The 24,242-nt window shown below is 69.3% G+C and carries 23 protein-coding genes, 1 tRNA gene, 1 pseudogene and 1 riboswitch; of the genes and pseudogenes, 15 read left to right on the plus strand and 10 right to left on the minus strand.

From position 1 onward, the window contains the following. Positions 1-44 precede the first annotated feature (44 nt). The 9 genes from IEZ19_RS19330 (at position 45) to IEZ19_RS19370 (ending at position 9,237) form a co-directional block, all read left to right on the plus strand. On the plus strand, positions 45-692 hold the full coding sequence (locus IEZ19_RS19330) for a SurA N-terminal domain-containing protein (protein WP_189312467.1): 648 nt from the start codon (positions 45-47) through the stop codon (positions 690-692). A 132-nt stretch (positions 693-824) separates the two neighbouring features. Continuing rightward, the gene (locus IEZ19_RS19335) at positions 825-1,829 is read left to right on the plus strand and encodes a nucleoside triphosphate pyrophosphohydrolase (RefSeq protein ID WP_229840475.1); all 1,005 of its coding nucleotides are present in this window, start codon (positions 825-827) and stop codon (positions 1,827-1,829) included. A gap of 84 nt (positions 1,830-1,913) precedes the next feature. After that, the gene (locus tag IEZ19_RS19340) at positions 1,914-3,191 is read left to right on the plus strand and encodes a cytochrome P450 family protein (protein WP_189312469.1); all 1,278 of its coding nucleotides are present in this window, start codon (positions 1,914-1,916) and stop codon (positions 3,189-3,191) included. Between the two features lie 201 nt (positions 3,192-3,392). Beyond that, positions 3,393-4,409: a LysM peptidoglycan-binding domain-containing protein gene (locus IEZ19_RS19345; protein ID WP_189312470.1), complete on the plus strand. Its 1,017-nt coding sequence runs from the start codon at positions 3,393-3,395 to the stop codon at positions 4,407-4,409. 182 nt (positions 4,410-4,591) lie between these two features. Next, positions 4,592-4,759, plus strand: a riboswitch (cyclic di-AMP (ydaO/yuaA leader). A gap of 4 nt (positions 4,760-4,763) precedes the next feature. Beyond that, positions 4,764-5,444 carry a transglycosylase family protein gene (locus IEZ19_RS19350; RefSeq protein WP_189312471.1) on the plus strand — a complete coding sequence of 227 codons (681 nt, stop codon included), beginning with the start codon at positions 4,764-4,766 and terminating at the stop codon, positions 5,442-5,444. A 358-nt stretch (positions 5,445-5,802) separates the two neighbouring features. Then, positions 5,803-7,083 carry a phosphopyruvate hydratase gene (gene eno, locus IEZ19_RS19355; RefSeq protein WP_189312472.1) on the plus strand — a complete coding sequence of 427 codons (1,281 nt, stop codon included), beginning with the start codon at positions 5,803-5,805 and terminating at the stop codon, positions 7,081-7,083. 155 nt (positions 7,084-7,238) lie between these two features. Then, positions 7,239-7,715, plus strand: a complete 477-nt coding sequence (locus IEZ19_RS19360; RefSeq protein WP_189312473.1) for an FtsB family cell division protein — start codon at positions 7,239-7,241, stop codon at positions 7,713-7,715. Between the two features lie 35 nt (positions 7,716-7,750). Beyond that, positions 7,751-8,299 (plus strand): DUF501 domain-containing protein, encoded by a 549-nt coding sequence (locus IEZ19_RS19365; RefSeq protein ID WP_189312474.1) that lies wholly within the window; start codon positions 7,751-7,753, stop codon positions 8,297-8,299. Next, a complete protein-coding gene (locus IEZ19_RS19370; RefSeq protein ID WP_189312475.1) occupies positions 8,296-9,237 on the plus strand; it encodes a Ppx/GppA phosphatase family protein in 942 nt (313 codons plus the stop codon). The genes IEZ19_RS19365 and IEZ19_RS19370 overlap by 4 nt, the downstream gene beginning before the upstream one ends. Before the next feature lie 4 nt (positions 9,238-9,241). Here the strand turns inward: IEZ19_RS19370 and IEZ19_RS19375 are convergent, their stop codons facing one another. Continuing rightward, positions 9,242-9,511, minus strand: a complete 270-nt coding sequence (locus tag IEZ19_RS19375) for a type II toxin-antitoxin system RelE family toxin (protein ID WP_189312476.1) — start codon at positions 9,509-9,511, stop codon at positions 9,242-9,244. Beyond that, the gene (locus IEZ19_RS19380) at positions 9,508-9,780 is read right to left on the minus strand and encodes a type II toxin-antitoxin system Phd/YefM family antitoxin (RefSeq protein WP_189312477.1); all 273 of its coding nucleotides are present in this window, start codon (positions 9,778-9,780) and stop codon (positions 9,508-9,510) included. Before IEZ19_RS19380 ends, IEZ19_RS19375 begins: the two co-directional genes overlap by 4 nt. A 560-nt stretch (positions 9,781-10,340) precedes the next feature. On the opposite strand from IEZ19_RS19380, the gene IEZ19_RS19385 reads away from it, so the two are divergent. Both IEZ19_RS19385 and IEZ19_RS19390 read left to right on the plus strand, forming a co-directional pair. Continuing rightward, positions 10,341-11,732 (plus strand): NAD(P)/FAD-dependent oxidoreductase, encoded by a 1,392-nt coding sequence (locus IEZ19_RS19385; protein ID WP_189312478.1) that lies wholly within the window; start codon positions 10,341-10,343, stop codon positions 11,730-11,732. 202 nt (positions 11,733-11,934) lie between these two features. After that, a complete protein-coding gene (locus IEZ19_RS19390) occupies positions 11,935-13,221 on the plus strand; it encodes a class I SAM-dependent methyltransferase (RefSeq protein WP_189312479.1) in 1,287 nt (428 codons plus the stop codon). Positions 13,222-13,280: 59 nt separating this feature from the next. Here IEZ19_RS19390 and IEZ19_RS19395 read toward each other — a convergent pair whose 3' ends face one another. Both IEZ19_RS19395 and IEZ19_RS19400 read right to left on the minus strand, forming a co-directional pair. Beyond that, positions 13,281-15,809 carry an ABC transporter permease gene (locus IEZ19_RS19395; protein WP_189312480.1) on the minus strand — a complete coding sequence of 843 codons (2,529 nt, stop codon included), beginning with the start codon at positions 15,807-15,809 and terminating at the stop codon, positions 13,281-13,283. After that, positions 15,809-16,633 carry an ABC transporter ATP-binding protein gene (locus tag IEZ19_RS19400; RefSeq protein WP_189312481.1) on the minus strand — a complete coding sequence of 275 codons (825 nt, stop codon included), beginning with the start codon at positions 16,631-16,633 and terminating at the stop codon, positions 15,809-15,811. The genes IEZ19_RS19395 and IEZ19_RS19400 overlap by 1 nt, the downstream gene beginning before the upstream one ends. A gap of 470 nt (positions 16,634-17,103) precedes the next feature. Here IEZ19_RS19400 and IEZ19_RS19405 point away from each other — a divergent pair. Next, positions 17,104-17,189, plus strand: a tRNA-Leu gene (locus tag IEZ19_RS19405). 949 nt (positions 17,190-18,138) lie between these two features. Next, entirely contained in the window at positions 18,139-18,399 is a 261-nt protein-coding gene (locus tag IEZ19_RS19410) for a hypothetical protein (RefSeq protein WP_189312482.1), read from the plus strand. A 40-nt stretch (positions 18,400-18,439) separates the two neighbouring features. On the opposite strand, the gene IEZ19_RS19415 is transcribed toward IEZ19_RS19410, so the two are convergent. Next, positions 18,440-19,087 (minus strand): trypsin-like serine peptidase, encoded by a 648-nt coding sequence (locus IEZ19_RS19415; protein ID WP_189312483.1) that lies wholly within the window; start codon positions 19,085-19,087, stop codon positions 18,440-18,442. 41 nt (positions 19,088-19,128) lie between these two features. Here IEZ19_RS19415 and IEZ19_RS19420 point away from each other — a divergent pair, with 41 nt between their 5' ends. Further along, the gene (locus IEZ19_RS19420) at positions 19,129-19,551 is read left to right on the plus strand and encodes a hypothetical protein (protein WP_189312484.1); all 423 of its coding nucleotides are present in this window, start codon (positions 19,129-19,131) and stop codon (positions 19,549-19,551) included. Positions 19,552-19,868: 317 nt separating this feature from the next. Here the strand turns inward: IEZ19_RS19420 and IEZ19_RS19425 are convergent, their stop codons facing one another. Beyond that, positions 19,869-20,321, minus strand: a complete 453-nt coding sequence (locus tag IEZ19_RS19425; protein WP_189312485.1) for an SgcJ/EcaC family oxidoreductase — start codon at positions 20,319-20,321, stop codon at positions 19,869-19,871. Positions 20,322-20,416: 95 nt separating this feature from the next. Here IEZ19_RS19425 and IEZ19_RS19430 point away from each other — a divergent pair, with 95 nt between their 5' ends. After that, positions 20,417-20,917 carry a MarR family winged helix-turn-helix transcriptional regulator gene (locus IEZ19_RS19430; protein WP_189312486.1) on the plus strand — a complete coding sequence of 167 codons (501 nt, stop codon included), beginning with the start codon at positions 20,417-20,419 and terminating at the stop codon, positions 20,915-20,917. A 518-nt stretch (positions 20,918-21,435) separates the two neighbouring features. On the opposite strand, the gene IEZ19_RS19435 is transcribed toward IEZ19_RS19430, so the two are convergent. The 4 genes and pseudogenes from IEZ19_RS19435 to IEZ19_RS19450 form a co-directional block, all read right to left on the minus strand. Continuing rightward, complete coding sequence (locus tag IEZ19_RS19435; RefSeq protein ID WP_506004998.1) at positions 21,436-21,786, minus strand: transposase; 351 nt, start codon at positions 21,784-21,786, stop codon at positions 21,436-21,438. Between the two features lie 319 nt (positions 21,787-22,105). Further along, positions 22,106-22,795 (minus strand): 3-oxoacid CoA-transferase subunit B, encoded by a 690-nt coding sequence (locus IEZ19_RS19440; RefSeq protein WP_189312487.1) that lies wholly within the window; start codon positions 22,793-22,795, stop codon positions 22,106-22,108. After that, the gene (locus tag IEZ19_RS19445) at positions 22,792-23,463 is read right to left on the minus strand and encodes a 3-oxoacid CoA-transferase subunit A (protein ID WP_189312488.1); all 672 of its coding nucleotides are present in this window, start codon (positions 23,461-23,463) and stop codon (positions 22,792-22,794) included. The genes IEZ19_RS19440 and IEZ19_RS19445 overlap by 4 nt, the downstream gene beginning before the upstream one ends. Then, positions 23,460-24,200 (minus strand): annotated as a pseudogene (locus IEZ19_RS19450) (thiolase family protein); the annotation flags it as partial. The pseudogene IEZ19_RS19450 and the gene IEZ19_RS19445, both read right to left, overlap by 4 nt. Positions 24,201-24,242 lie beyond the last annotated feature (42 nt).

Genomic DNA, 24,242 nt, shown 5'->3' on the forward strand with positions numbered 1-24,242 from the left:
GCAAGACTTTGTGCACTGCCGCACAATCTCCACGGGAGGTTCCCTTGCACCGCCGTCGTCGCACCGCGCTCCTCCTCTCCGCCGCGATCGCCGCCGCGGCACCTCTGCTCGCCGCCTGCGGAAACGAGGCGCACCCCGGCGCGGCAGCCGTCGTCGGCGGTCAGCGGATCTCCGTCGCCCAGCTGGAGAGCAGGGTGCAGGAGGTGCGCGCGGCACAGCGGGCCGCGGTGCCGGACGAGAGCCAGTACCAGCAGGTCCTCGCCTCCACCAGCAGCCTCACCCGCGACACCCTGCACAGCATGGTCCTCGACCGGGTGCTGCACCGGGCCGCCCAGGACCAGGGCATCACCGTCACCCGCAAGGAGATCCAGCAGATGCGCACCGGCCTGGAGCAGCAGGCCGGGGGCGCCAAGGGGCTGGAGACGGCCTGGCTGCAGAAGTACGGCGTCGCGCCCGAGCGGCTCGACGACAATCTCCGCCTCCAGATCGAGGCCCAGAAGCTCGCGCAGACCCTGGGTACCGACACCACCGAGCCGGCCTTCTGGAAGGCGCTGTCCACCGCGTCCGAGGAACTGAACGTGGACCTCAACCCCCGCTACGGCGCCTGGGACGTCCAGAAGAGCAGCCGTGTGGACGCGAAGACGCCGTGGGTACGGGAGGTCACGGCGAGCGGGACGCAGCAGACGGCGTAGCGGGCGGGCGCGGGACTTCCGCACGGGCCGGTCGGCACGGGCCGGCCCTCCGCGCTCACGGCCGCGCCCGTGTCCGGGCCGTGCCTGTGGACAACTCGCGGTGGTGTCCGCGGCGTGCGTTACGTTCGATGCGTGGACATCACCAGCCTCGAAGGCACCGCTCAGGAACCGGGCCCGGCCGCCGCCCCGGGCCGGGTCGTTCTGCTCACCACCAGTCATCGCGTCGCCCCCGGCCTGCTGTCCTGGCCCGCCTGGCAGGCCCTGCGCGGCGCCGACCGCGTGCTGTGTGCCGACGGCGCCCATCCGCAGCTGCCGTATCTGCGCGAGGCTGGGATAACCGTCGACGAGGCCTCGCCCACCGCCCAGGAGCTGGTCGACGCATGCGCCGGCGGGCGCACGGTGGTCGTCGTGGCGACCGGCGAGGGCGAACCTTCGCTCACCGACGGCCTCGCCCGCCTGGCCGGTTCCGGCCGCGTCCGGATGCCCGAGCTGGAGCTGCTCCCCGCCTCCTACGACCTGCCCGGCGCCCGCCTCCTCGACCTCGTCCAGGTCATGGACCGCATCCGTGCCGAGTGCCCCTGGTCGTCGCGGCAGACCCACGAGGGCCTGGCGAAGTACGGCATCGAGGAGGCGTACGAACTGGTCGAGGCGATCGAGGCCGGCGACCGCGAGGAGCTGCGGGAGGAGCTGGGCGATGTCCTTCTCCAGGTCGTCTTCCACTCCCGCATCGCCGAGGAGGACCCCGAGGCGCCCTTCTCCGTCGACGACGTGGCCGGCGGCATCGTCACCAAGCTGATCCACCGCCACCCACATGTCTTCGGTGACGAGACCGCCGAGACACCGGAGGACGTCAAGGCCCACTGGCTGCGCACCAAGGCCGAGGAGAAGCAGCGCGAGTCGGTGACCGACGGCGTCCCCCTCGGCCAGCCGGGCCTGGCCCTCGCCGCGAAGCTCGCCTCCCGGGCGCGTACGGCCGGCCTCGACGTGCCGCTCCCGCGCGGGGAGGGCGTCGGGTACGAGCTGCTGGCGCTGGCGGCTCGCGCGGAGGCCGACGGAATCGACCCGGAGGCGGCTCTGCGCGCGGCGGCACGGGCGTACCGGGACGCCCTGCGAGCGGCGGAGGGGGTGGACGCCTAGGACCGGCGTACTGCCCGAGAGCACCGGCCAGGCCCCTGCCCGCCCCACCGGCCGCCTTCCGGCCCCACCGGCTACCGTCGACCAGTGACCAACCAGCCCCACCCCCCGAGTCCCACCCCCGCCCCGGACCTCTTCACCTGGGAGTTCGCCGCGGACCCCTACCCCGCCTACGCCTGGCTGCGCGAGCACGCCCCCGTGCGGCGGACCGAGCTGCCCAGCGGGGTGGAGGCCTGGCTGGTCACGCGGTACGGCGATGCCAGGCAGGCGCTCGCCGACCCCCGGCTGTCCAAGAATCCGGCGCATCACGACGAGCCCGAGCACGCCAAGGGGAAGACGGGCATTCCGGGTGAGCGCAAGGCCGAGCTGATGACCCATCTGCTCAACATCGACCCGCCGGACCACACCAGGCTGCGCCGGCTGGTGAGCAAGGCGTTCACGCCGCGCCGGGTCGCCGAGTTCGCCGGGCGCGTGCAGGAGCTGACGGACCGGCTCATCGACCAGTTCGCCGCCCGCGGCTCCGCCGACCTCATCCACGAGTTCGCCTTCCCGCTCCCCATCTACGCGATCTGTGACCTGCTGGGCGTCCCGCGCGAGGACCAGGACGACTTCCGGGACTGGGCGGGGATGATGATCCGGCACGGGGGAGGCCCGCGCGGCGGGGTCGCGCGGTCGGTGAAGAAGATGCGCGGCTACCTCGCCGAGCTGATCCACAAGAAGAGGGAGAGCCTGACGGCCGAGCCCGTCCCCGGCGAGGACCTCATCTCCGGGCTCATCCGCGCCTCCGACCACGGTGAGCACCTCACCGAGAACGAGGCCGCCGCGATGGCGTTCATCCTGCTGTTCGCCGGGTTCGAGACGACGGTCAACCTCATCGGCAACGGCACGTTCGCGCTCCTCACCCATCCTGAGCAGCGCGAGCGCCTCCAGCGGTCCCTCGCCGCCGGCGAACGGGGCCTGCTGGAGACGGGCATCGAGGAACTCCTGCGCTACGACGGCCCGGTGGAGCTGGCGACCTGGCGGTTCGCCACCGAGCCGCTGAGCATCGGTGGGCAGGACATCGCCCCGGGCGACCCCGTCCTCGTCGTCCTCGCGGCGGCGGACCGTGACCCGGAGCGGTTCGCCGACCCCGACGTCCTCGATCTCGGCCGACGTGACAATCAGCACCTCGGGTACGGGCACGGCATCCACTACTGCCTCGGTGCGCCCCTCGCCCGCCTCGAGGGCCAGACCGCGCTCGCGACCCTCCTCACCCGGCTGCCGGATCTGCGACTTGCGGTGGAATCGGCCGATCTGCGTTGGCGTGGCGGGCTCATCATGCGTGGACTGCGCACTTTGCCCGTGGAGTTCACGCCCGTCCGGTAATGGGCGGCGGTGACCGGCCGAACTCGCCGCGGCCGTACGGGCGGTGCGCAAGGTGACGCCCCCTCACCGCCCGTGATCTTCATGTGATCCACGCGGCATTAACTTGTGACAAGTGATGATCGCTCGATACCTTCACTCGTCGGCGTGGCGCGTCGCCTCAACCGTCACGCCGGTCAATGCTGTCGCACGAAAGGCAACCGCATGCTCTCCGGGAACGGTCGTCACCGTCGCCCCCGTCAGGGTCCGGCTCTCCTCGTCGCGGCCGGAGTGACCGGCTCCGCCATCGCCATCCCGCTCCTGGGCGCAACCGGCGCGAGCGCGGCCGGCGGCACCACCTGGGACAAGGTGGCCGAGTGCGAGAGCGGTGGCTCGTGGAGCGCCGACAACGGCACCGGGTACTACGGCGGTCTGCAGATCACCCAGGACTTCTGGGAGAAGTACGGCGGCCTCGAGTACGCCTCCAGTCCCGACCAGGCCAGCCGTTCGCAGCAGATAGCCGTCGCCGAGAAGATCCTGACCCACCGGGGCACCGCCCCCTGGGCCACCTGCGCGCTGCTGTCCGGGCTGAGCGCGAAGTCGGGTTCGGTCGACATCGACACCGGTGTCTCGGGGGATGGCTCGTCCGACCGGGGTAACTCATCCCATTCTTCTGGTTTGTCCGACTCTTCGAAGTCTTCGGGGGGTTGGCGCGGTTCGTCCGACTCATCCTCGTCGAGGGGTTCCTCGCACCGCCCCTCCGAGCCCGCGCAGAGCCCGTCGCCGTCCACGCCCTCGACGGATGCGGACGAGAGCGGGAAGGGTGCCTCCGTCGATCCCTCGGATTCCCCCGAGTCCGACAAGTCGGAATCCTTCACCCCGGGTGATCCCCAGGAGTCCGACGGTTCGCCCACGTTGCCGTCCGAGGCCGACGACTCGGCCAACTCGACCCAGGGTGCGGGTTCTTGGAGTCTGGTCGACACCGGGTCCCTCGGTGGCGGCCGGCACCGGGGTGGCAGTGCGGACGAAAACGGGACAAAGAGCCAGAGTGCCGCCTCCTCCGGCCGGCACGCCTACACCGTCCGCTCCGGCGACACTCTCGCCTCCATCGCCGACTCCCTTGAGGTGGACGGCGGATGGCATGCGCTCTACGCAGACAACAGGGACGCCGTCGGGTCCGACCCGAATCACATCGCTCCCGGTCAGACCCTGGAAGTCGACGCCGAAACGGGCGGAAAGTAGCGGGAGTTGACATCCCACTTCGCGCTTAATGTCCGGTTTGGTGAAAGTGTGGGATGAGTCTCAGAAGCCCTGATCGTCTTTGAAATTCCGCGGATGGCGTGTCTACGGTCATGACCGCTCGTCACCACGAGCCCCGGCTGCCGCAACGCCGAATCCTGCCAGCGGCCGTACGGGAACAGTCGTCGCGTCAAGCGCCGTAGGCAGGAGCGGGGGACCCAAGGTAAGTGCCGCGCCGGGCAGTTGACCGGAGCGGCTTGGGGTTAAGCCATGCCTCCCACGGGAGGTGTGGCCGGGCAACTCAACCGGCCCGAACCCGACAGCTCACCTCGCAGGCGTCGGTGAGGGGATCGATCCATGCTGTTCTCCGGCAAGGGCACGCACCGTCGTCCGTCCAAGGCCACCCGGGCCATCGCGCTCGCCGGCGTCGCCGGTGTCGCCGTCGCCGCTCCGCTGATGGCGGCCGGCAACGCCTCCGCCGCCACCGCCTCCCAGTGGGACGCGGTCGCCCAGTGCGAGTCCGGCGGCAACTGGTCCATCAACACGGGCAACGGCTACTACGGCGGTCTGCAGTTCTCCGCCTCCACCTGGGCCGCGTACGGCGGTACCCAGTACGCCGCGCAGGCCAACCAGGCCACCAAGGCGCAGCAGATCGAGATCGCCGAGAAGGTCCTCGCCGCCCAGGGCAAGGGCGCCTGGCCGGTTTGCGGCACGGGCCTGTCCAGCACGCCGTACAGCGGTGGCAGCGCCCCGGCCGCACCCAAGACCACCACGACCACCACGACGCGCTCCACCGAGCAGCAGGCCGCGTCCCGCTCCGCCGACCGCCCGGCCGCGAGCAAGACCGTCACCACCCCGACCGGCAAGAAGGTCAAGAAGGGCGACGGCGAGTACAAGGTGGTCAAGGGTGACACCCTCAGCACCATCGCCGAGAAGCACAAGGTCAAAGGTGGCTGGAAGAAGCTGTTCGACCTCAACAAGGACATCGTCGAGGACGCGGACCTCATCTACCCCGGCCAGCAGCTGCACCTGAAGTGACAGCCGCCGCCAGCCGAACCACAGCACCCTCACTGCCGTGTCGCTCCAGAGCGACGGGTAGGTGAGGGACCGCCCCCGTCCCCACGGGCTCCCCGCCCCGGTGCGTCTTCCCCCCGTACGCACCGGGGCGGGGTTTTCCATGTCCGTGGGCCGGACCGCCGGCAGTCCAGTCCGTTTTCGGTCCACCCTTTGTTCCGTCCTGAAACAATGTGTACCGTCAGACCTTGTCCACAGGCCGGTCGGTCGGCTGGCCGATGGCTCCGGTGCGGCTAGGCTCTAGTCGCAAGGCTCAGCCAGGGCTCACCAAGGCCCACCGTGCCCCGCACATCCAGCGTCACATCCCAAGAAGGAGATGCTCGTGCCGTCCATCGACGTCGTCGTAGCCCGGGAAATCCTGGACTCCCGAGGCAACCCCACGGTCGAGGTCGAGGTTGGCCTCGACGACGGCAGCACGGGTCGTGCCGCCGTACCCTCCGGCGCCTCCACCGGCGCCTTCGAGGCCATCGAGCTCCGCGACGGTGACCCGAACCGTTACCAGGGCAAGGGCGTCGAGAAGGCCGTCCTCGCCGTGATCGAGCAGATCGGCCCGGAGCTGGTCGGCTACGACGCCACCGAGCAGCGCCTGATCGACCAGGCCATGTTCGACCTGGACGCCACCGACAACAAGGGCTCCCTCGGCGCCAACGCCATCCTCGGTGTCTCGCTCGCCGTCGCCCACGCCGCCTCCGAGGCCAGCGACCTCCCGCTCTTCCGCTACCTGGGCGGCCCGAACGCGCACCTGCTGCCGGTGCCGATGATGAACATCCTGAACGGCGGCTCGCACGCCGACTCCAACGTGGACATCCAGGAGTTCATGATCGCCCCGATCGGCGCGGAGTCCTTCTCCGAGGCGCTGCGCTGGGGCGCCGAGGTCTACCACACCCTCAAGAAGGTGCTGAAGAACAAGGGCCTGGCCACCGGCCTCGGCGACGAGGGCGGCTTCGCCCCGAACCTCGGCTCCAACCGCGAGGCGCTCGACCTCATCCTCGAGGCCGTCAAGGAAGCCGGTTACGCCCCCGGCGAGCAGATCGCCCTCGCGCTCGACGTCGCCGCCTCCGAGTTCTACAAGGACGGCAAGTACCTCTTCGAGGGCAAGGAGCGCTCCGCCGCCGAGATGACGGAGTACTACGAGGAGCTCGTCGCGGCCTACCCGCTCGTCTCCATCGAGGACCCGCTGTTCGAGGACGACTGGGCGGGCTGGAAGGTCCTCACCGACCGCCTCGGCGACAAGGTCCAGATCGTCGGCGACGACCTGTTCGTCACCAACCCGGAGCGCCTCGCCCGCGGCATCGAGGAGGGCACCGCCAACGCCCTGCTCGTCAAGGTCAACCAGATCGGCTCGCTGACCGAGACCCTGGACGCCGTCGAGCTGGCCCAGCGCAACGGCTTCAAGTGCATGATGTCGCACCGCTCCGGTGAGACCGAGGACGTCACGATCGCCGACCTGGCCGTCGCCACCAACTGCGGCCAGATCAAGACCGGCGCCCCGGCCCGCTCCGAGCGCGTCGCCAAGTACAACCAGCTCCTGCGCATCGAGGAGATCCTGGACGACGCCGCGGTCTACGCCGGCCGCAGCGCCTTCCCGCGCTTCAAGGGCTGATCAGCGCCTTTCCGCACGTCCGCTCCGCGGACCACGGGCACGGCAAGGGCTGACCCAACCTGATGCAAGGCTTAGCCAGTCGTACGTACGTCCCCGGACCCGGTCCCGTACCGTGTCCGGGGACGTACGCGCGTGTGCAACGGGAGGCGGGGAACATGGCCGCGAAGGACCGGGACCGGTTCTCCACCGCGACCAGGCTGCGGCTGCTGGGTGAGCAGACGGCGGCCCGGGTCTACCGTTCCCAGACCCGCCGTCAGGCCCGCCGCTCCCGGCTCACGGGCCGGGCCGCCCTGCTCGCGCTCGTCGTGTGCACCATGGTGGTGGCGCTCGCCTACCCGATGCGGCAGTACGTCTCGCAGCGCGCCGAGATCTCCGATCTGGAGCGGCAGCAGAAGGAGGCGCAAGAGCGCGTCGAGCAGCTGCGCGACCTCAAGGCGCGCTGGCAGGACGACGCGTACGCCGAGCAGCAGATCCGGCTGCGGCTGCACTATGTGATGCCGGGGGAGACCGGGTACGTGGTGGTCGACCCGGGCGCCGCCAAGCAGGCGCACGCCGACCTGGTCGCCGCCCACCGGCCCTGGTACGCGAACGTCTGGGACGGCGTCGACAAGTCCGACGCCTCCGACCAGTGAACGACCGACAAGAAAACAGGCACAGAAAGACAGGCATGGAAACCCCCCCGCCGCCCACCCCGCGCACCGAGCCCACCGACGCGGACGTCGAGGCCTTCAAACAGCAGCTCGGGCGTCCGCCGCGCGGGCTGAGGGCCATCGCGCACCGGTGCCCCTGCGGGCAGCCGGACGTCGTGGAGACGGCGCCCCGCCTGCCCGACGGCACCCCCTTCCCCACGTTGTACTACCTGACGTGCCCGAAGGCCGCCTCGGCCATCGGCACGCTCGAGGCCAACGGGGTGATGAAGGAGATGACGGAGCGGCTGCAGCAGGACCCGGAGCTGGCCGACGCCTACCGCGCCGCGCACGAGGACTACATCCGGCGCCGGGACGAGATCGAGGAGCTGACGGGCTTCCCGAGCGCGGGCGGCATGCCGGACCGCGTGAAGTGCCTGCACGTCCTGGTCGCCCACTCGCTGGCGGCCGGCCCGGGCGTGAACCCGCTGGGCGACGAGGCCCTCGCGATGCTGCCGGAGTGGTGGCTGAAGGGGGCCTGCGTGACGGTCCCGAAGGACGCCGAGCACGCCGAGGAGGCCGGCCAGTGACCCGTGTCGCCGCCATCGACTGCGGTACGAACTCGATCCGGCTGCTCGTCGCCGACGCGAACCCCGAGACGGGCGAACTCGTCGACCTGGACCGGCGCATGACGATCGTGCGGCTCGGCCAGGGCGTCGACCGGACCGGCCGGCTCGCCCCCGAGGCGCTGGAGCGGACCTTCGCCGCGTGCCGTGAGTACGCGGCGGTCATCAAGGAGCACGGGGCCGAGCGGCTCCGGTTCGTGGCGACATCGGCCTCCCGGGACGCGGAGAACCGGGACGAGTTCGTCCGGGGCGTCCTCGACATCCTGGGCGTCGAACCCGAGGTCATCTCCGGCGACCAGGAGGCGGAGTTCTCCTTCACCGGCGCGACGAAGGAACTTAAGGGCCGGGACGACCTCACCAAGCCCTACCTGGTGGTGGACATCGGCGGCGGCTCGACCGAGTTCGTCGTCGGCACCGAGCACGTGGGCGCGGCGCGCTCCGTCGACGTCGGCTGCGTGCGGATGACGGAGCGGCACCTGCTGAGCGAGGCGGGCGTGAGCGACCCGCCGACCCCTGACCAGATCGCCGCCATGCGGGCCGACATCGAGGCCGCCCTGGACCTCGCCGAGCGGACGGTGCCGCTGCGCGAGGCGCACACGCTGGTGGGCCTCGCCGGGTCCGTGACGACCGTGTCCGCGATCGCACAGGAGCTGCCCGAGTACGACTCGGCCCGCATCCATCACTCCCGGGTCTCCCGCGACCGGGTCCGCGAGATCACCGAGTGGCTGCTGCACTCCACGCACGCGGAGCGCGCGGCGATCCCCTCGATGCACCCGGGGCGCGTCGACGTCATCGGCGCGGGCGCCCTCGTCCTGCTCGCGATCATGGAACGGATCGGGGCCGAGGAGGTCGTCGTGAGCGAGCACGACATCCTCGACGGGATCGGATGGTCTTTGGCCTGACCGCCTACAGGTTGCGGTACACGTCCCGCCGGTCGCCCACCTTGACGACGAGGATGACGAGTTCACCGTCGTTGACCTGGTAGGCGACCCTGTAGCTTCCGACCCGGAGCCGGTAGAGCCCGGACGGGCCGGTGAGCTTCTTGACGTCGGCGTCCTCGCGGTACGGGTCGTCACCGAGCGCGGTCAGCGCGGTCAGGATGCGCATGGCGTCGGGCCGACTGATGGCCCGGAGTTGCCGCTGCGCCGCCGTGGTGAATCGGAAGGCGTACTTCACGCCACCTCGCCGTCCTGCTCGGTGAACAGGTCTGCCAGCAGTTCCGCCATCGTCACCGTGGGACCGCCCTCGGCCAGGACTGCTTCGGCTTCGCGCGCCAGCATGACGTCGGCCGCTTCCTCCAGCGCTTCGAAGTCCGCGATCGGGACTACTGCTGCCACCGGAGCGCCGTTGCGCGTGATGACGGTCGGAACGCCTTCCTCGGCCCGGTTGATGTGGTCGGCGAGGTGCGCGCGGGCTTCCCGTACGGTCACGGTGTTCTCAGTCATGAGATTAGTGTACGCATTCTCGTGTACACGTGGCCCGGCTCGGGGAGTCGCGTTCGCGAGCGATCCTCGACGGCATCGCGTGGTCGGTCGCCTGACCGGTCTCGGAGGGCGGCTCCAGCGCCCCCGGAAGAGGGTCGACGGCTCTCCTGTGAGCAGGCAGGAGTGCTGATGAGCGGGGTCCGGGGGTCGTGACACGCCGCTGCGAGGCACCCCGGCGAGAAAGTTCGTGAAGTTCTTCACAAGGAATTCCGCCCCGGGAAGGGGCCGAACGGCCTTCGTTACCCCGTTCGGGGGCTCAACGGCTCGTGGAACACGCTCAGGGGAGCATTGCGGGGGTGTTTCGGGAGGGTGTCGCGCGGGCGACGATCGGCTCTCACGGAGGGTCCGCCCGGCCGGAGAGAGCAGCTCACGCGGCATTGACAACGGTGGTAACCGGACGCCGGTTCCCGTGCCCCGTCATGATCTGAGTTATACGGGTCGCGCAGTTTAACACAGGGCCTGTCGGACCTTGTGAAGGGGCGCACGAGCGACCCCCTGGGGGCAGGTGGATACTCGATGGCATGAGCACCACGGAGCGTCCCAGGATCCTCGTAGTAGGCGGTGGGTACGTAGGCCTGTACGCGGCTCGGCGCATCCTCAAGAAGATGCGCTACGGCGAGGCGACCGTCACGGTCGTCGACCCCCGCTCGTACATGACCTACCAGCCCTTCCTCCCCGAAGCCGCCGCCGGCAGCATCTCCCCTCGCCACGTCGTCGTCCCGCTGCGACGCGTGCTGCCGAAGGCGGAGGTCCTCACCGGCCGGGTCACGACCATCGACCAGGACCGCAAGGTCGCCACGATCGCCCCGCTGGTCGGCGAGGCGTACGAGCTGCCTTTCGACTACCTGGTGATCGCGCTCGGCGCGGTCTCCCGCACCTTCCCGATCCCCGGCCTCGCCGAGCAGGGCATCGGCATGAAGGGCATCGAGGAGTCCATCGGCCTGCGCAACCACGTCCTCGAGCAGCTGGACAAGGCCGACTCCACGACCGACCCGGAGATCCGCCGCAAGGCGCTCACGTTCGTCTTCATCGGCGGTGGCTTCGCGGGTGCGGAGACCATCGGTGAGGTCGAGGACATGGCCCGGGACGCGGCGAAGTACTACAACAACGTGTCCCGCGAGGACATGCGCTTCATCCTCGTCGACGCCGCCGACAAGATCCTCCCCGAGGTCGGCCCCAAGCTCGGCCAGTACGGCAAGGAGCACCTCGAGAGCCGCGGCGTCGAGATCTACCTGTCCACCTCCATGGACTCCTGCGTCGACGGCCACGTGGTGCTCAAGAACGGCCTCGAGGTCGACTCCAACACGATCGTGTGGACGGCCGGCGTCAAGCCGAACCCGGCCCTCGCCCGCTTCGGTCTCCCGCTCGGCCCGCGCGGCCACGTGGACACCGCCGCCACGCTCCAGGTGCAGGGCACGGACTACATCTGGGCCGCCGGCGACAACGCGCAGGTGCCGGACCTCGTCGGCCGCAAGGCGGGCAACGAGAACGCCTGGTGCCCGCCGAACGCCCAGCACGCGCTGCGCCAGGCCAAGGTGCTCGGCGACAACGTGATCTCCGGTATGCGGGGCTTCCCGCAGAAGGAGTACGAGCACGCCAACAAGGGTGCGGTGGCCGGTCTCGGCCTGCACAAGGGCGTCGCGATGATCGTCATGGGCAAGATGAAGATCAAGGTCAAGGGGCGCCTGGCCTGGTACATGCACCGTGGCTACCACGGTATGGCCATGCCGACCTGGAACCGCAAGATCCGCATCTTCGCCGACTGGACGCTTGCCATGTTCCTCAAGCGCGAGGTCGTGTCGCTGGGCGCCATGGAGAACCCCCGCGAGGAGTTCTACGAGGCGGCCAAGCCGGCGCCGGTCGCCGCCGCGAGCTCGGCCGACAAGGCCGGTGCGAAGGCCAAGGCCTCCTGACCCTCTCGGGTCGCTGAACGAACCGAAGGACCTCCCGCCATCCGTGGTGCGGGAGGTCCTTCGGCATTCCCGCCACGGTCTTATCAGTGGCTTGTACATCTATTTTGCCCAGTCGTAACTCCTTTGCGGGACTGTGTTGAAGCCGTCCAAGTGTTTACGTAAGCACCTGAGATCCGGATTCCTCGTCACGGAGGTGTGCGCCATGGCCGACGCCGCGCTGCGGCTGAAGAACCTCTTCGAACAGTTGCTGGGATCGCCGCTCCCGGTGCGCATCCGCGCCTGGGACGGCTCGCAGGCGGGGCCGCCGGGCGGTCCCGTCCTGATCGTGCGCCACCGGCGCGCCCTGCGCCGTCTGCTGTGGAAGCCGGGCGAGTTGGGCCTGGCCCGGGCCTGGGTCGCCGGGGACCTGGACGTCGACGGCGACCTCTACACCGCACTCGAGCAGCTCGCCGGGCTCATCTGGGAGCGCGGCGAGGATGCCCGTACCCTCGCCCAGGCACTGCGCGATCCCGACGTCCGCGCGGCCGTCCGCGGACTGCTGAAGCTCGCCGGTCCCCCGATCCCGCCGGCCCCGCCGCGCGAAGAGGTCCGCAGGCACCGCCATCTGCACACCCGCCGCAGCGACAAGCAGGCCATCAGCCACCACTACGACGTGGGCAACGACTTCTACGAGATCGTCCTCGGCCCGTCCATGGTGTACTCCTGCGCCTACTGGGAGGACGGCGGCACCCTGGAGTCCGCCCAGCGCGACAAGCTCGAACTCGTCTGCCGCAAGCTCGCCCTGACCCCCGGCCAACGGCTCCTGGACGTCGGCTGCGGCTGGGGCTCGATGGCGATCCACGCGGCCCGCGAGCACGGCGTGAACGTCGTCGGCGTCACCCTCTCCCAGGAGCAGGCAGCGTACGCCCGCAAGCGCGTCGCGGAGGAGGGTCTGACGGACAAGGTGGAGATCCGCGTCCAGGACTACCGGGACGTGACCGACGGGCCGTACGACGCCATCTCCTCCATCGGCATGGCCGAACATGTCGGCGCGGAACGGTATCTGGAGTACGCCACCGATCTGTACGGCCTGCTGAAGCCCGGCGGACGGCTGCTCAACCACCAGATCGCCCGCCGCCCGCAGCAGGACGAGTCGGCGTACAGCGTGGACGAGTTCATCGACGCCTACGTCTTCCCGGACGGCGAACTCGCCCCGATCGGCACCACCGTCACCCAGCTCGAACGCGCCGGTTTCGAGGTGCGGGACGTGGAGGCGCTGCGCGAGCACTACGCCCTCACCCTGCGCCGCTGGGTCGCCCGTCTGGAGGCCGACTGGGACCGGGCGGTACGGCTCACCAGCCCCGGCCGGGCCCGCGTCTGGCGCCTGTACATGGCGGCCTCGGCGCTGGCCTTCGAGCGCAACCGGATCGGCGTCAACCAGGTGGTCGCGGTACGGACGCCGGTCTCCGGCGCCTCCGGGATGCCGCTGCGCGCCCGCACCTGGACCTGACCCGCGGGACGCGGAAGGGCCCCGCTCCGGTGCCGGAGCGGGGCCCTCGTGCCGTACGGCTACTCGGACTTGATCGCCGCGAGCATGTTCAGCCGGGCCGCGCGGCGGGCCGGCCACAGCGCCGCGAGGACACCGACCGCGGCGGCCAGCAGGAGGAAGATCCCCATCCGGGTCCAGGGCAGGACCAGTTCGTACGTCGGCATCTTCGTGCCGAGCAGCTGACCGGCCGCCCAGCCGAAGAACACGCCCAGGCCGACGCCGAGCACGCCGCCGAACAGGGAGATCACCAGGGACTCCAGGCGGACCATCCGCTTGACGCTCTTGCGGTCCAGGCCGATCGCGCGGAGCATGCCGATCTCCTGGGAACGCTCGAAGACCGACATGGCCAGGGTGTTGATGACTCCGAGGACCGCGACGATCACGGCCATGGCGAGCAGGCCGTAGAGCATGTTCAGCACCAGCGTGAAGCTGCGCGCGATCTCGTTGGAGATGTCCTTCTTGCTCTGGACCCTGACGGCCGGGTTGGAGCCGAGGGCCTTCTCCAGCTTGTCCTTGGTGGCGGCGGAGGCGCCGTCGGCCGTCTTCACCATGATCTGCATGTCGGCCGGGTCGGTCTGGTGCGGGGACAGGGTGGCGTTGTCGAGCATGATCCCGCGGATCATCTCGTTGCCCTCGTAGACCCCGGCGACCGTCAGCCGCTCCTTCCTGCCGTCCTCGTAGCCGGCGGTGAAGTCCGAACCGACCCGCCAGCCATGGGACGTGGCGGTGTCCTCGTCCACGACCACCTGGGTGCCGCCGACCTTGAAGGAGCCGTCGTCAACCGTGAGGTCGGTCAGCTTCCCGATGGTGCCGCCGTCGACGCCGGTCAGGTACTCCGTCTCGCGGTCGATGCGCGCGGGCGCGTTGCGCAGCGGGCTGCTCGCGGTGACCCCGGCGGTCTCCTCGAGCGTCCTGCCGACGTCCGGGGAGAGCTCGTTGCCGTTCGCCATCGAGACCACGTAGTCGGCCTTGATCGCGGCCGACGCCATCCGGTCGATCGAGTGCTGGAGGCTGCCCGCCAGCACCGTCATGCCGGTGATCAGCGTCAGGCCGATCATCAGCGCGGAGGCCGTGGCGGCCGTGCGGCGCGGGTTGCGGACCGAGTTCTGCCGGGCCAGCTTGCCCGAGACGCCGAAGGCGCGCAGGACCGGGGCCGCCGCGGCGATCAGCGGACGGGACAGCAGCGGGGTCAGGATGAAGACGCCGATGATCAGCAGGACCGCGCCAAGACCCATGGGGCCCTGGCCGTCGGAGCTGTTCATCGTCGTGGCAGCCAGGACGACCGCGATGCCGGCCGCCGAGAAGAGGGCGCCGAGCGTGTTGCGCAGCACCAGGGACTTCGTGGTCGCCTTGGCGTGCAGGCTGCTCATCGCGGCGACCGGCGGGATCTTCGCGGCGCGGCGGCCCGGCAGCCAGGCGGCGAGCATCGTGACGAGGATGCCGACGGCGAGGGCCGCGAGCACCGTGCCGGGCGTGATGACCAGCGGCCCGTCGGGGACGGTCGCGCCGAACGAGCCGATCAGGGAACGCAGCCCGGCGCCGATGCCGGCACCGGCGACCAGACCGGTCACGGCGGCGATCAGACCCACCACGAACGCCTCGATCAGCACGGACCGGGTGACCTGCCGGCGGGAGGCGCCCACCGCGCGCAGCAGCGCCAGCTCCTTGGTGCGCTGGGCGACCAGCATGGTGAATGTGTTGGCGATGATGAACGTGCCGACGAAGAGCGCGATGCCGGCGAAGACCAGCAGGCCCTGCTTCATGGAGCTCATCGACGAGGCGATCATCTCGGCCTGGTCGTCGGCGAGTTTCTTACCGGTGGTGGTCTCCGTGAGGCCCTCGGGCAGCGCCCGGTCCAGCTGCGCGCGCAGCGCGGACTGGCTGGTGCCGGGCCTCGCCGCCACGTCGATCTCGTCGTACGTGCCCGGCTTGCCGAACAGCTGCTGCGCGGTCGCCGTGTCGAAGAGGGCGAGGCTGCCGCCGGCCGCGACATTGCCGTCGTCGGTGGTGAAGACGCCGCTGACGGTCGGGGTCAGCACCGGGCCGTCGACCGAGATGCGCACGGTGTCGCCGACCTTGTAGCCGGCCCGCTTCGCGGTCTCGGCGTCGATCGCGACCTGGTCCCTGCCGTGCGGCGCGGTGCCGTCCGTGAGCGGGTAGCGGGGGTCTTTGGCGTCCCAGTAGTTGGCGGCCTCGGAACGGAAGCCGCCGCCGATCAGCTTGCCGTCCTTGTCGGCGATCGCGGTGAAGCCCTGGACGACGCCGATGGCGGAGGCGGCACCCGGCACATCGGCGCTCTTGTCGAGCATCGCCCGGGTGAGCTCGGGAGTCCTGCCGAGCTTGTCGCCCTCGGAGTCCTGGTACTTGGGCTGCACGGCGACGTCGACGTGGTCGAAGCCCTTGGCCGAGCTCTTCTGGAAGGCGTCCGAGATGGTGTTGGTGAAGACCAGGGTCCCCGACACGAACGCGACGCCGAGCATCACGGCGAGCACGGTCATGAGGAGCCGGGCCTTGTGCGCGAGTACGTTGCGCAAGGCGGTGCGGAACATCAGCTGGTGCGGCCCTTCGCGTCGAACTCGGGGGTCTGGGGTCGCGCGCCGGAGCCGCTGGTGTTGCCGCCCCCAGGAAATTGCCGCATGAAGTCGAGCACCGTCTCCGCCGTCGGACGGTACATCTCGTCCACGATCCGGCCGTCCGCGAGGAACACCACCCGGTCCGCGTACGCCGCGGCGACCGGGTCGTGGGTCACCATCACCACCGTCTGGCCCAGCTCCCGTACGGAGTTGCGCAGGAAGCCCAGCACCTCGGCGCCGGAGCGCGAGTCGAGGTTTCCGGTCGGCTCGTCGCCGAAGATGATGTCGGGCCGGGAAGCGAGCGCACGGGCGACGGCGACGCGCTGCTGCTGACCGCCGGAAAGCTGCGAGGGCCGGTGGCTGAGCCGGTCGGAGAGCCCCACCATCCTGATGACGTCGTCCAGCCACTGCTTGTCCGGCTTCCGCCCGGCGATGTCCATCGGGAGGGTGATGTTCTCCAGGGCGGTCAGGGTCGGCAGCAGGTTGAACGCCTGGAAGATGAACCCGATCTTGTCCCGGCGCAACTTGGTGAGCTGCTTGTCCTTCAGGGAGCCCAGCTCGGTCTCGCCGATCCGCACGGAACCGGAGGAGAAGGTGTCGAGGCCGGCCACGCAGTGCATCAGCGTGGACTTGCCGGACCCGGACGGGCCCATGATCGCGGTGAACTCGGCCTGCCGGAAGTCGACGGAGACCCGGTCGAGGGCGACCACCTGGGTCTCGCCCTGCCCGTAGATCTTCGACAGCTCCGTGGCGCGCGCGGCCACGGCGGTGGCTCGGTCGACGGTGGGTGTGGTGGTCACGGAAGGGCGCTCCTGTAGGACGACGGCGTGCGTGGGGACGGGACGACCGGGGATCCCGGAGGTTTCTTGGTCGGTTTCCATCGTCCCGGCCGCACCGGGCCGTGTAGTCAGCCGCTGTTCCGGTTCCTGGGGGCGACTGCGGTCGGACCGGACGGCGCCGTGTCATACCTGGGGATGACGGCCGGGGGTGGACCGGAGGGCGAGACGCGCACTACGCGGCAACCGCTCGAGCCGCCTGGAGAGGGCGGTCGAGAACAGGTGGAGCCCCCTCGTTCTTACGGTGAAATTCCGTCATTCCGTGTACGCGCGAGCCCAGCGCACGTAACGCTACTGGCAAGTGCGGATGGCCTGTTCCATGGTCTGATGCTCCCTCAGACGTCAATAAAATAAGACAACATCGGTCCGCCCGCCCGCTGTTAGGTGGAGGGGTCCCGATAGGGTCGGAGCCTCGAAAGCGGAGCCCATGGCCTGCCCGGATGGTGGAATGCAGACACGGCGAGCTTAAACCTCGCTGCCCCTCGCGGGCGTACCGGTTCAAGTCCGGTTCCGGGCACCACCTCGCACACCGTGTCTGACCTGGTAAAACGGCCTTGAGGGGCCGTTTCTTTTTTCCCGACCTGGCGCAGGCCTGGCCCGCGGTGCCCTAATCTGCCCGGTATGATATACGTGAAGCCCATGTCGTATACGGACGGGGTGGTCGCCAGCCACCGCGTCCGCTGACGTCTGGGGGGCGGTAACGGGAAGTGGCAGACCGAGCGGTTCGACGGCGACGAGGCCCGGCGACGAGCAGCGAGTTGTCAGTCACGCCGAGGACTCTCTCCAAGAAGGCACAGCGATGACTACCGCTTCCCGGCCTCGAATGGGGTTACGCGGGGCCGCCCACGCCCTCCTGCCGCCTGCTCCGGGGGTCATGTCATAGCCCGCCTCGGCGGCCAGGCGCGAGATCAGGTTGCCGAACTCCTGGGTCGTGCCGCCCTTGCCGGCGGCGAGCCGGTAGGTGGCGCGGGCTGTGTGTCCACACTCCACATGATGGCGAGACCAGCGCGCATGCATGCACCCCGGAAGAGCTTGCATGCATGCATGATCCCAGGTGAGGGCACCGGACATGGACCAGCAGTGCGCCTCGCGAGCAGGACCCGCCCCCCTACGGTCCGGGTCCCGCGGCGGCGTCCAACGGACCCGTGGGCTCCGTCCTGACGACCGGCGGGGATGGGCGAGTTCACTGGTCGTTCCCGGCCCCGTACGGCACTTGTCCGGCCGTGACGGCGGTCGCTGTGGATCCCGAGCCCGGTGACGAAGAGCGGACGGTGTGGGCGACGCTGGAGGAGGTCACCTCCTGGTGCGTGGTGGTGCGGGTGTGGCGCAACCGCCCCCGACGCGGTCAGGGTGTCGCCGAGCCGGCCGGGCCTGGGGTGGTGGTTCATGTCATTGCGCTGGGCGTCACTCAAGTCCCTTGAGCAGTACGGTGGTTGCGTCATGTCGTTCCGCGATCCCGGAGGTTTTCAGTGCCCAATATGCTGCAAGGGCCAAAACGTTCCGCACGGCATGCCGGCGAGCGTGCGTCGACAGGCAACCGGCGCAAGGGCTTGGTGTGGATGGCGGTCGGGCTCACGGCGGGAGCGGTGGCGGTCACCACAGGTTTCCAGCTGGGCGGCAGCGAGGGCTCTTCCGGTGATGGGGTGACTGTCCACAAGGCGAGGAAGACGGTGCCGGATTTGAGTAAGTACTGGACCCCGGAACGGATGCGTAACGCCATCCCGGAGTGAATACGCCTGGGAGCGCCCTGCGGCGCTCCCAGGCGTTGGGTCAGAGGCCGTTCACCGTGTCGATGACGAAGACGGCGCGGCTGCCGTGTTCGGACGAGTACAGGTTGTCGCTGGTGAGTACGTCCGCTTCGTCGGATTCTCCGTGGCTGTTGGCGCCCACGATCTTGATGTTCTGCGGGAAGCCGGTGAGCATCGGTCCTCCGCTGGCGCCGTGGCCCATGTCGCAGTCCATCTTCATGCGGTCATCCAGGGGGTTGAACTTGAACGCGTCCTCGACGTTGCCCTGGCAGAACATCAGCTCTTTCCCGCCGTTGAAGTCGGAGTCGGGCCGGTTGTATCCGTCGGCCGGATATCCGAAGTCGACGATGTCGTTGTAGTCGGAGCCGGAGTAGAAGCGGTAGCCATAGGCGCCGATGGCGTCCTGGATATTCCCGTACTCGGGCAGCGGGGTGAGGATGGCGGCGCCGAAGTCGGCGTCGAAGAACTTGTCGGCGTCACCGTTCGCCCACGTCGTCGGGACGACCAGATTGCTGGCCTCCCAGATTCCCCAGGGCGCCGGAGATGGTGCGTCGCCGTCCCAGGCCGGAGCAAAGGTGACGTTCGCGTAGAAGCCGGACTGGCCGTTCTGGCCCTCGTGGAGGCAGTGGCCGGCCGTCCATATGGTGTTCTTGTTGTTGGAGACGATCAACGACGCGGGGTCCGATCTGGCTGAGGATCACAGAAGTTGAGGTGCGGAGCACCAACCCACTGTCGTGGAGCGCTGATCTGATGAGTGGCCTTAAACTGTGGCAGCGGGTGATGTTGGTCGTGTGCCTGTGCGCTGCCGCCCTGCCGTTGTGGTTCGCCGCGAGGAACACCTACCGGTTCGTCGACGGTCACCAGACACGGACTGAGGGATACGTGCATTGCAAGCAGACCGGCGCCTGCCAGGGAGCGTGGCGTCTGCCAGGCGGACAGCAGGGCAGTGGCGAGATCGAAGGTCTGTCCTTCGAATACGACGAAGAACTCATAACGAACATACCGCTTTATGCGGGCCCGGATTGGGCAGTCGCCGATCGCTCCGATCTGATGGTTCGTGCGGTCCTGGAGTGTGTCGGCACTCTGATAGGCACGGCTTTCGTTCTCATGGTCGCGGCATACGCGAAGGATTGACGCCGCCTCAGTCTTCTTGGCTGTTGACTGGGGCCACATCGAGGACCTGCTCCTGGAGGACCTGCAGCCGATTGTGCTCGACGTCGGTAGCGGGACGCCCGAGGAGTTCAGCCGGGCCATCACCGTCCACTCCCAAGCGCGGGCGGACGAGCGGTGCGGCGGATCGAGGCGGCGACCCGCGAGCACTTCGACCAGGCCCATCCAGGACAGGAGCCGCCCTGATGGCGATATCTGAATCTCCCCACCCTGTGCTCAGGCGTTCGCCAGACCTGCTCAAGTTCCCCCCTTCTTGGGCGGGCGGGGCGCGAATCCGGGGTTCACCCCCCGGCGGCCGGGGTGAGGCCTGGGGCAAGCCTGTGGGAGATCGACTCCATCAGCGGCTTGCGCTTCGTGTTGTGGAAGGCCGCGATGCGCCACCTGCCGTCGTTCTGCCGGACCAGGGTGTAGGTCTGGATCTTGGTGAGCTTGCGTGGTTGTTTGCCCTTGAAGGTGTCGCCGCGCCCATTCACCACGGCCATGTCCGGTCCGTGGAAACGGATGGCGAGGGTCTCGTCCGCGAGCTTGGTGCCCTTGAGGAACGTCGTGAACAGGATGCGGTGGCTGTCCACGATGTCCCGGCGCCCCTGGTAGAAGGTGCCGGCGTAGGTGATGTAGGTGGCGTCCTCGGTGAACAGCTCGCCGTATGCGTCGGCGTCGTGCCGCTCCCATGCTGCGACAAGTTCCTTCAGTACGGAGGTGACTGCGGCGACGTCATGGGCGGTTGTCGACATGGCGGAGGACTCCTCTTCTGGCTAGACTGAGGCAGATTCTTAATGAAAGCAGTATCTGCTCGTGTGCAGATAAATGTAGGAGAGGACCTCCGGCGATGGCAACCCTCTTGGGCAGCGGGGACGAGCATGTGATCTTCCGTCAGTACCTGGACGCGGTAGGTCTCCAGGGCCTGGCCAGCGCGGAAGCCGCTGGACTGCACACGTCGGAGTGGTACGCGCTCAGCCTGATCGTTCTGGAAGGCGGCCTCACCTCAGGTGAACTCGCCACGAGGACCGGGCTCACCACCGGTGCCACCACTCGCCTGGTCGACCGCCTCGAGCGGGCCGGGTACGCGCGCCGCACCGCAGACCCCAAGGACCGCAGACGTGTGATCGTCGAACCGATCCCGGACGCGCTCACCCGTATCGAGGAGGTCGTGGGCCCCGCCCGCCGCCACATCGCCGAGGTCCTGGCCGGCTACACCCCCGAGCAGCGCGATCTGCTCTTCGACTACTTCGAGCGCGCCGCACCCGCGTTTCGAGCGGCTACCGAGGAGATCCGCAAGACGCTGGCCCCGAGGCGCAGGAGGGCCGCCCGGGTCCAGGACGGCGACTGACCCCAGACATGCGCGCCGCGACGGCGCAGCTGCCGACGGACGGCAGGAAAATCCCCCGAAGGTCCGCGATTGCATGGCGGCGGCTGCTGGCAGCAGGGGCTCTGGGCTGTATGCGTTCGGCCGGTCGCCGGGCGGGCCGGCACCCCTGGTTGATCTCACACCAAACGGGGCGACGAGCGGTGCCGGGGATTTTCAAGGAGCCCCAACAGCCCGTCACCGTCGTGTGTGAGGGAGTGCCATGAGGCCGTACACGAGGGTGAATCATCGGCCGTATCCGAGCCCGGCCCGTGCGGCGCGGCAGATGCGGCGGGCTGCCCACAGCGAGCCGTGCCCGGTGTGCGAGCACCCGTGGAACCGGCATGCACTGGCAGACGGGCAGCGGGTGTGCACGCGCGGGCACGACGACGGGCCGATCTCGTGTCGGGTCTGCGCCGAGACGGCCGCGCGGATGCCGGCCGCCTACGCCTTGGCCGAGTTCGGGCGGATCTGGAGGACGCAGCCGCCGCGGCTGCCCATGCTCAAGTTGTCGTCTTCGCTGGTCGCGGGCGGTGTCGGAGGGCGAGCTCGGCGTGGACACGGGCGACCATCGCCCAGGCCGTGTCCCGGTACTTCGACCCCTTCTGCTTGCGGGACAGCTCCCGCTGCGCCCTTTTGAGTTTCTTCTCCGCGCGGCGCAAGAATCGCGGGGAGTCGATCTTCGTGCCGTCGGACAGGACCGCGAAGTGGGCCGGCCCCAGGTCAATGCCGACGGCGATGTCGGAATCCGGCGCGCCGAAGCGGGTCCGGTCCTGCTCGGGGCCGGTGTCGATGACGAAGGAGGCGAAGTACCGGCCGGCCGCATCCTTGATCACAGTGACCGGGGAGGGCACGGACGGCAGGGCACGCGACCAGCGCACCCGAACCCGGCCGATCTTCGGCAGGCTCAGCCGCCCCGCAGAGGTGATGGACCAGCGGGCGTTGGCGGTGAACCGGAAAGCCCCCAGGTCAGCACGGTGGCCTCTTCCGGTTCAAGTCCGGTTCCGGGCACACACCGCACCTGCGACGCAGGGAGCGGGCCATCCCCGGCTTGCTCCGGAAATGGCCCGCTGGTTGCGGGTTCGGTTGCCCTCCCTGCCAACTCGGTGGGCTACCGCCGGCCGCGACTCTCGGCCCAGGACCGGCGCTCGGCCGAGAACGGGGCGCACGATGTCACAGGCTCCCGGCGGGTTCCGCGGGCTGGAGCGGAATGTCGAGGCGCGACGCGAGGTCCTCGTAGGTGATGCCGAAGGTTTCGAGCACCGTGACCCGCCCCTGGCCGATGCTGAAGGTGGCCAGATCGGTGTAGACGCGGTCGACGCACCCCAGCCCGGTCAGTGGATAGGTGCACTCCGCGACCAGCTTGGGTGAGCCGTTCTTCGCAAAGAGCGTCATCATCACGAACACGTTCTTGGCGCCGATCGCGAGGTCCATGGCGCCTCCGACGGCGGGGATGGCGTCGGGCGCGCCGGTGTGCCAGTTGGCCAGGTCTCCGGCGGCCGAGACCTGGAACGCGCCGAGCACGCAGATGTCCAGGTGGCCGCCGCGCATCATGGCGAAGGAGTCGGCGTGGTGGAAGTAGGCCGCTCCCGGCAGCTCGGTGACCGGAATCTTCCCCGCGTTGATGAGCTCGGGGTCGACCTGCGTTTCCTCGGCTGCGGGCCCCATGTTCAGCATGCCGTTCTCGGTGTGCAGCACCACGCCCGATCCCGCGGGCAGGTGGTCCGCAACCAGGGTCGGCTGGCCGATGCCCAGATTGACGAACGAGCCGAACGGGATGTCGCGAGCGATGACGGCGGCCATCTCGTGCTTGCTCAGCGGCCCGCGGCCGGTGTTCTCCACCAGTGAGTTGGACGTGCTCATGCGGCTGTCACCTCCTGTACGACGCGGTCGACGTAGATGCTCGGCGTCACGACCGTCTCCGGATCGATCTCGCCGACGTCGACGATCTCGCGGACTTGTGCCACCACCATGGTTGCCGCGGTGGCCATGACCGGTCCGAAGTTCCGGGCTGTCTTGCGGTAGACGAGGTTCCCCATGCGATCAGCTCGGTGCGCGCCGATCAGTGCGACGTCGCCCTTGATGGGGTACTCCAGCACGTAGGTGCGGCCGTCGATTTCGCGGGACTCCTTGCCCTCGGCGAGGAGTGTGTTGGCGCCCGTCGGGGTGAAGAACGCCCCGATTCCGGCTCCGGCAGCCCTCATCCTTTCGGCGAGGTTGCCCTGCGGCACCACCTCGAGCTCGATCTTCCCCGCCCGGTAGAGCTCGTCGAAGACCCAGGAGTCCGCCTGGCGGGGGAAGGAGCAGATCACCTTGCGCACGCGCCCTGTGGCCAGCAGCGCCGCGAGTCCTGTGTCGCCGTTGCCCGCGTTGTTGGACACCACAGTCAGATCGGTCGCACCCTGCCGGATGAGCGCGTCGATCAACTGCACGGGCATGCCCGCCATGCCGAAGCCTCCGATCAGCACCGTCGAGCCGTCCTCGATCCCGGCCACTGCCTCATCGGTGTGTGCGCACACCTGAATGGTCATCGCTGATCCTCCGTCACGTTCTCCAGCACTACCACCAGCGCCTGACCGACGCCGATGCAGATGGCGGCAACGCCCCACCGCTGTCCCGACTCCCGGAGCCGGTGGGCCAGCGTGCCCAGGATCCGGCCGCCGGAGGCGCCCAGCGGATGGCCGATGGCGATCGCGCCGCCCTTGGTGTTCACGATGTCCGTGTCGATCTTCCAGGCATCCACACAGGCCAACGACTGCACCGCGAAGGCCTCGTTGAGCTCCACGGCGGAGACGTCGGACCAGGAGATACCCGCGTTCCTCAGCGCACGGTTGGCAGCCTCGACGGGAGCGAAACCGAACATCTGTGGATCCAGCGCGGACACCCCGCGACCGGCGATCCGCGCCAACGGCGCATGCCCGATCTTCGCGCTCGCAGCCGCCGAACCGAGCAGCACGGCGGAGGAACCGTCGCTCAGCGGGGAGGCGTTGCCGGCCGTGATCACACCGTCCGGGCGGAAAGACGGTTTGAGGCCGGCCAGCTTCTCGGGGGTGGAACCGGGCCGGATGCCTTCGTCGCGGGTGCAGGTGCTGCCCTTGGCATCCACCGCCACCGGCACGACCAGTTCGTCGTAGAACCCCGCGTTCCAGGCCTCGTCGGCGAGGACGTGCGAGCGGGCGGCGAACTCGTCCTGCCGTTCCCGGGGAATGGCGAACCGCTCGGCGAGCGCCTCGTTCGCCTCCCCCAGAGAGACCGTCCACTCCTTTGGAGCTCACCGGCTACGGAACAGGTCGCGGCGCTGATCGAACGA

This window comes from Streptomyces brasiliensis, assembly GCF_014647875.1.
Classification (GTDB): domain Bacteria; phylum Actinomycetota; class Actinomycetes; order Streptomycetales; family Streptomycetaceae; genus Streptomyces; species Streptomyces brasiliensis.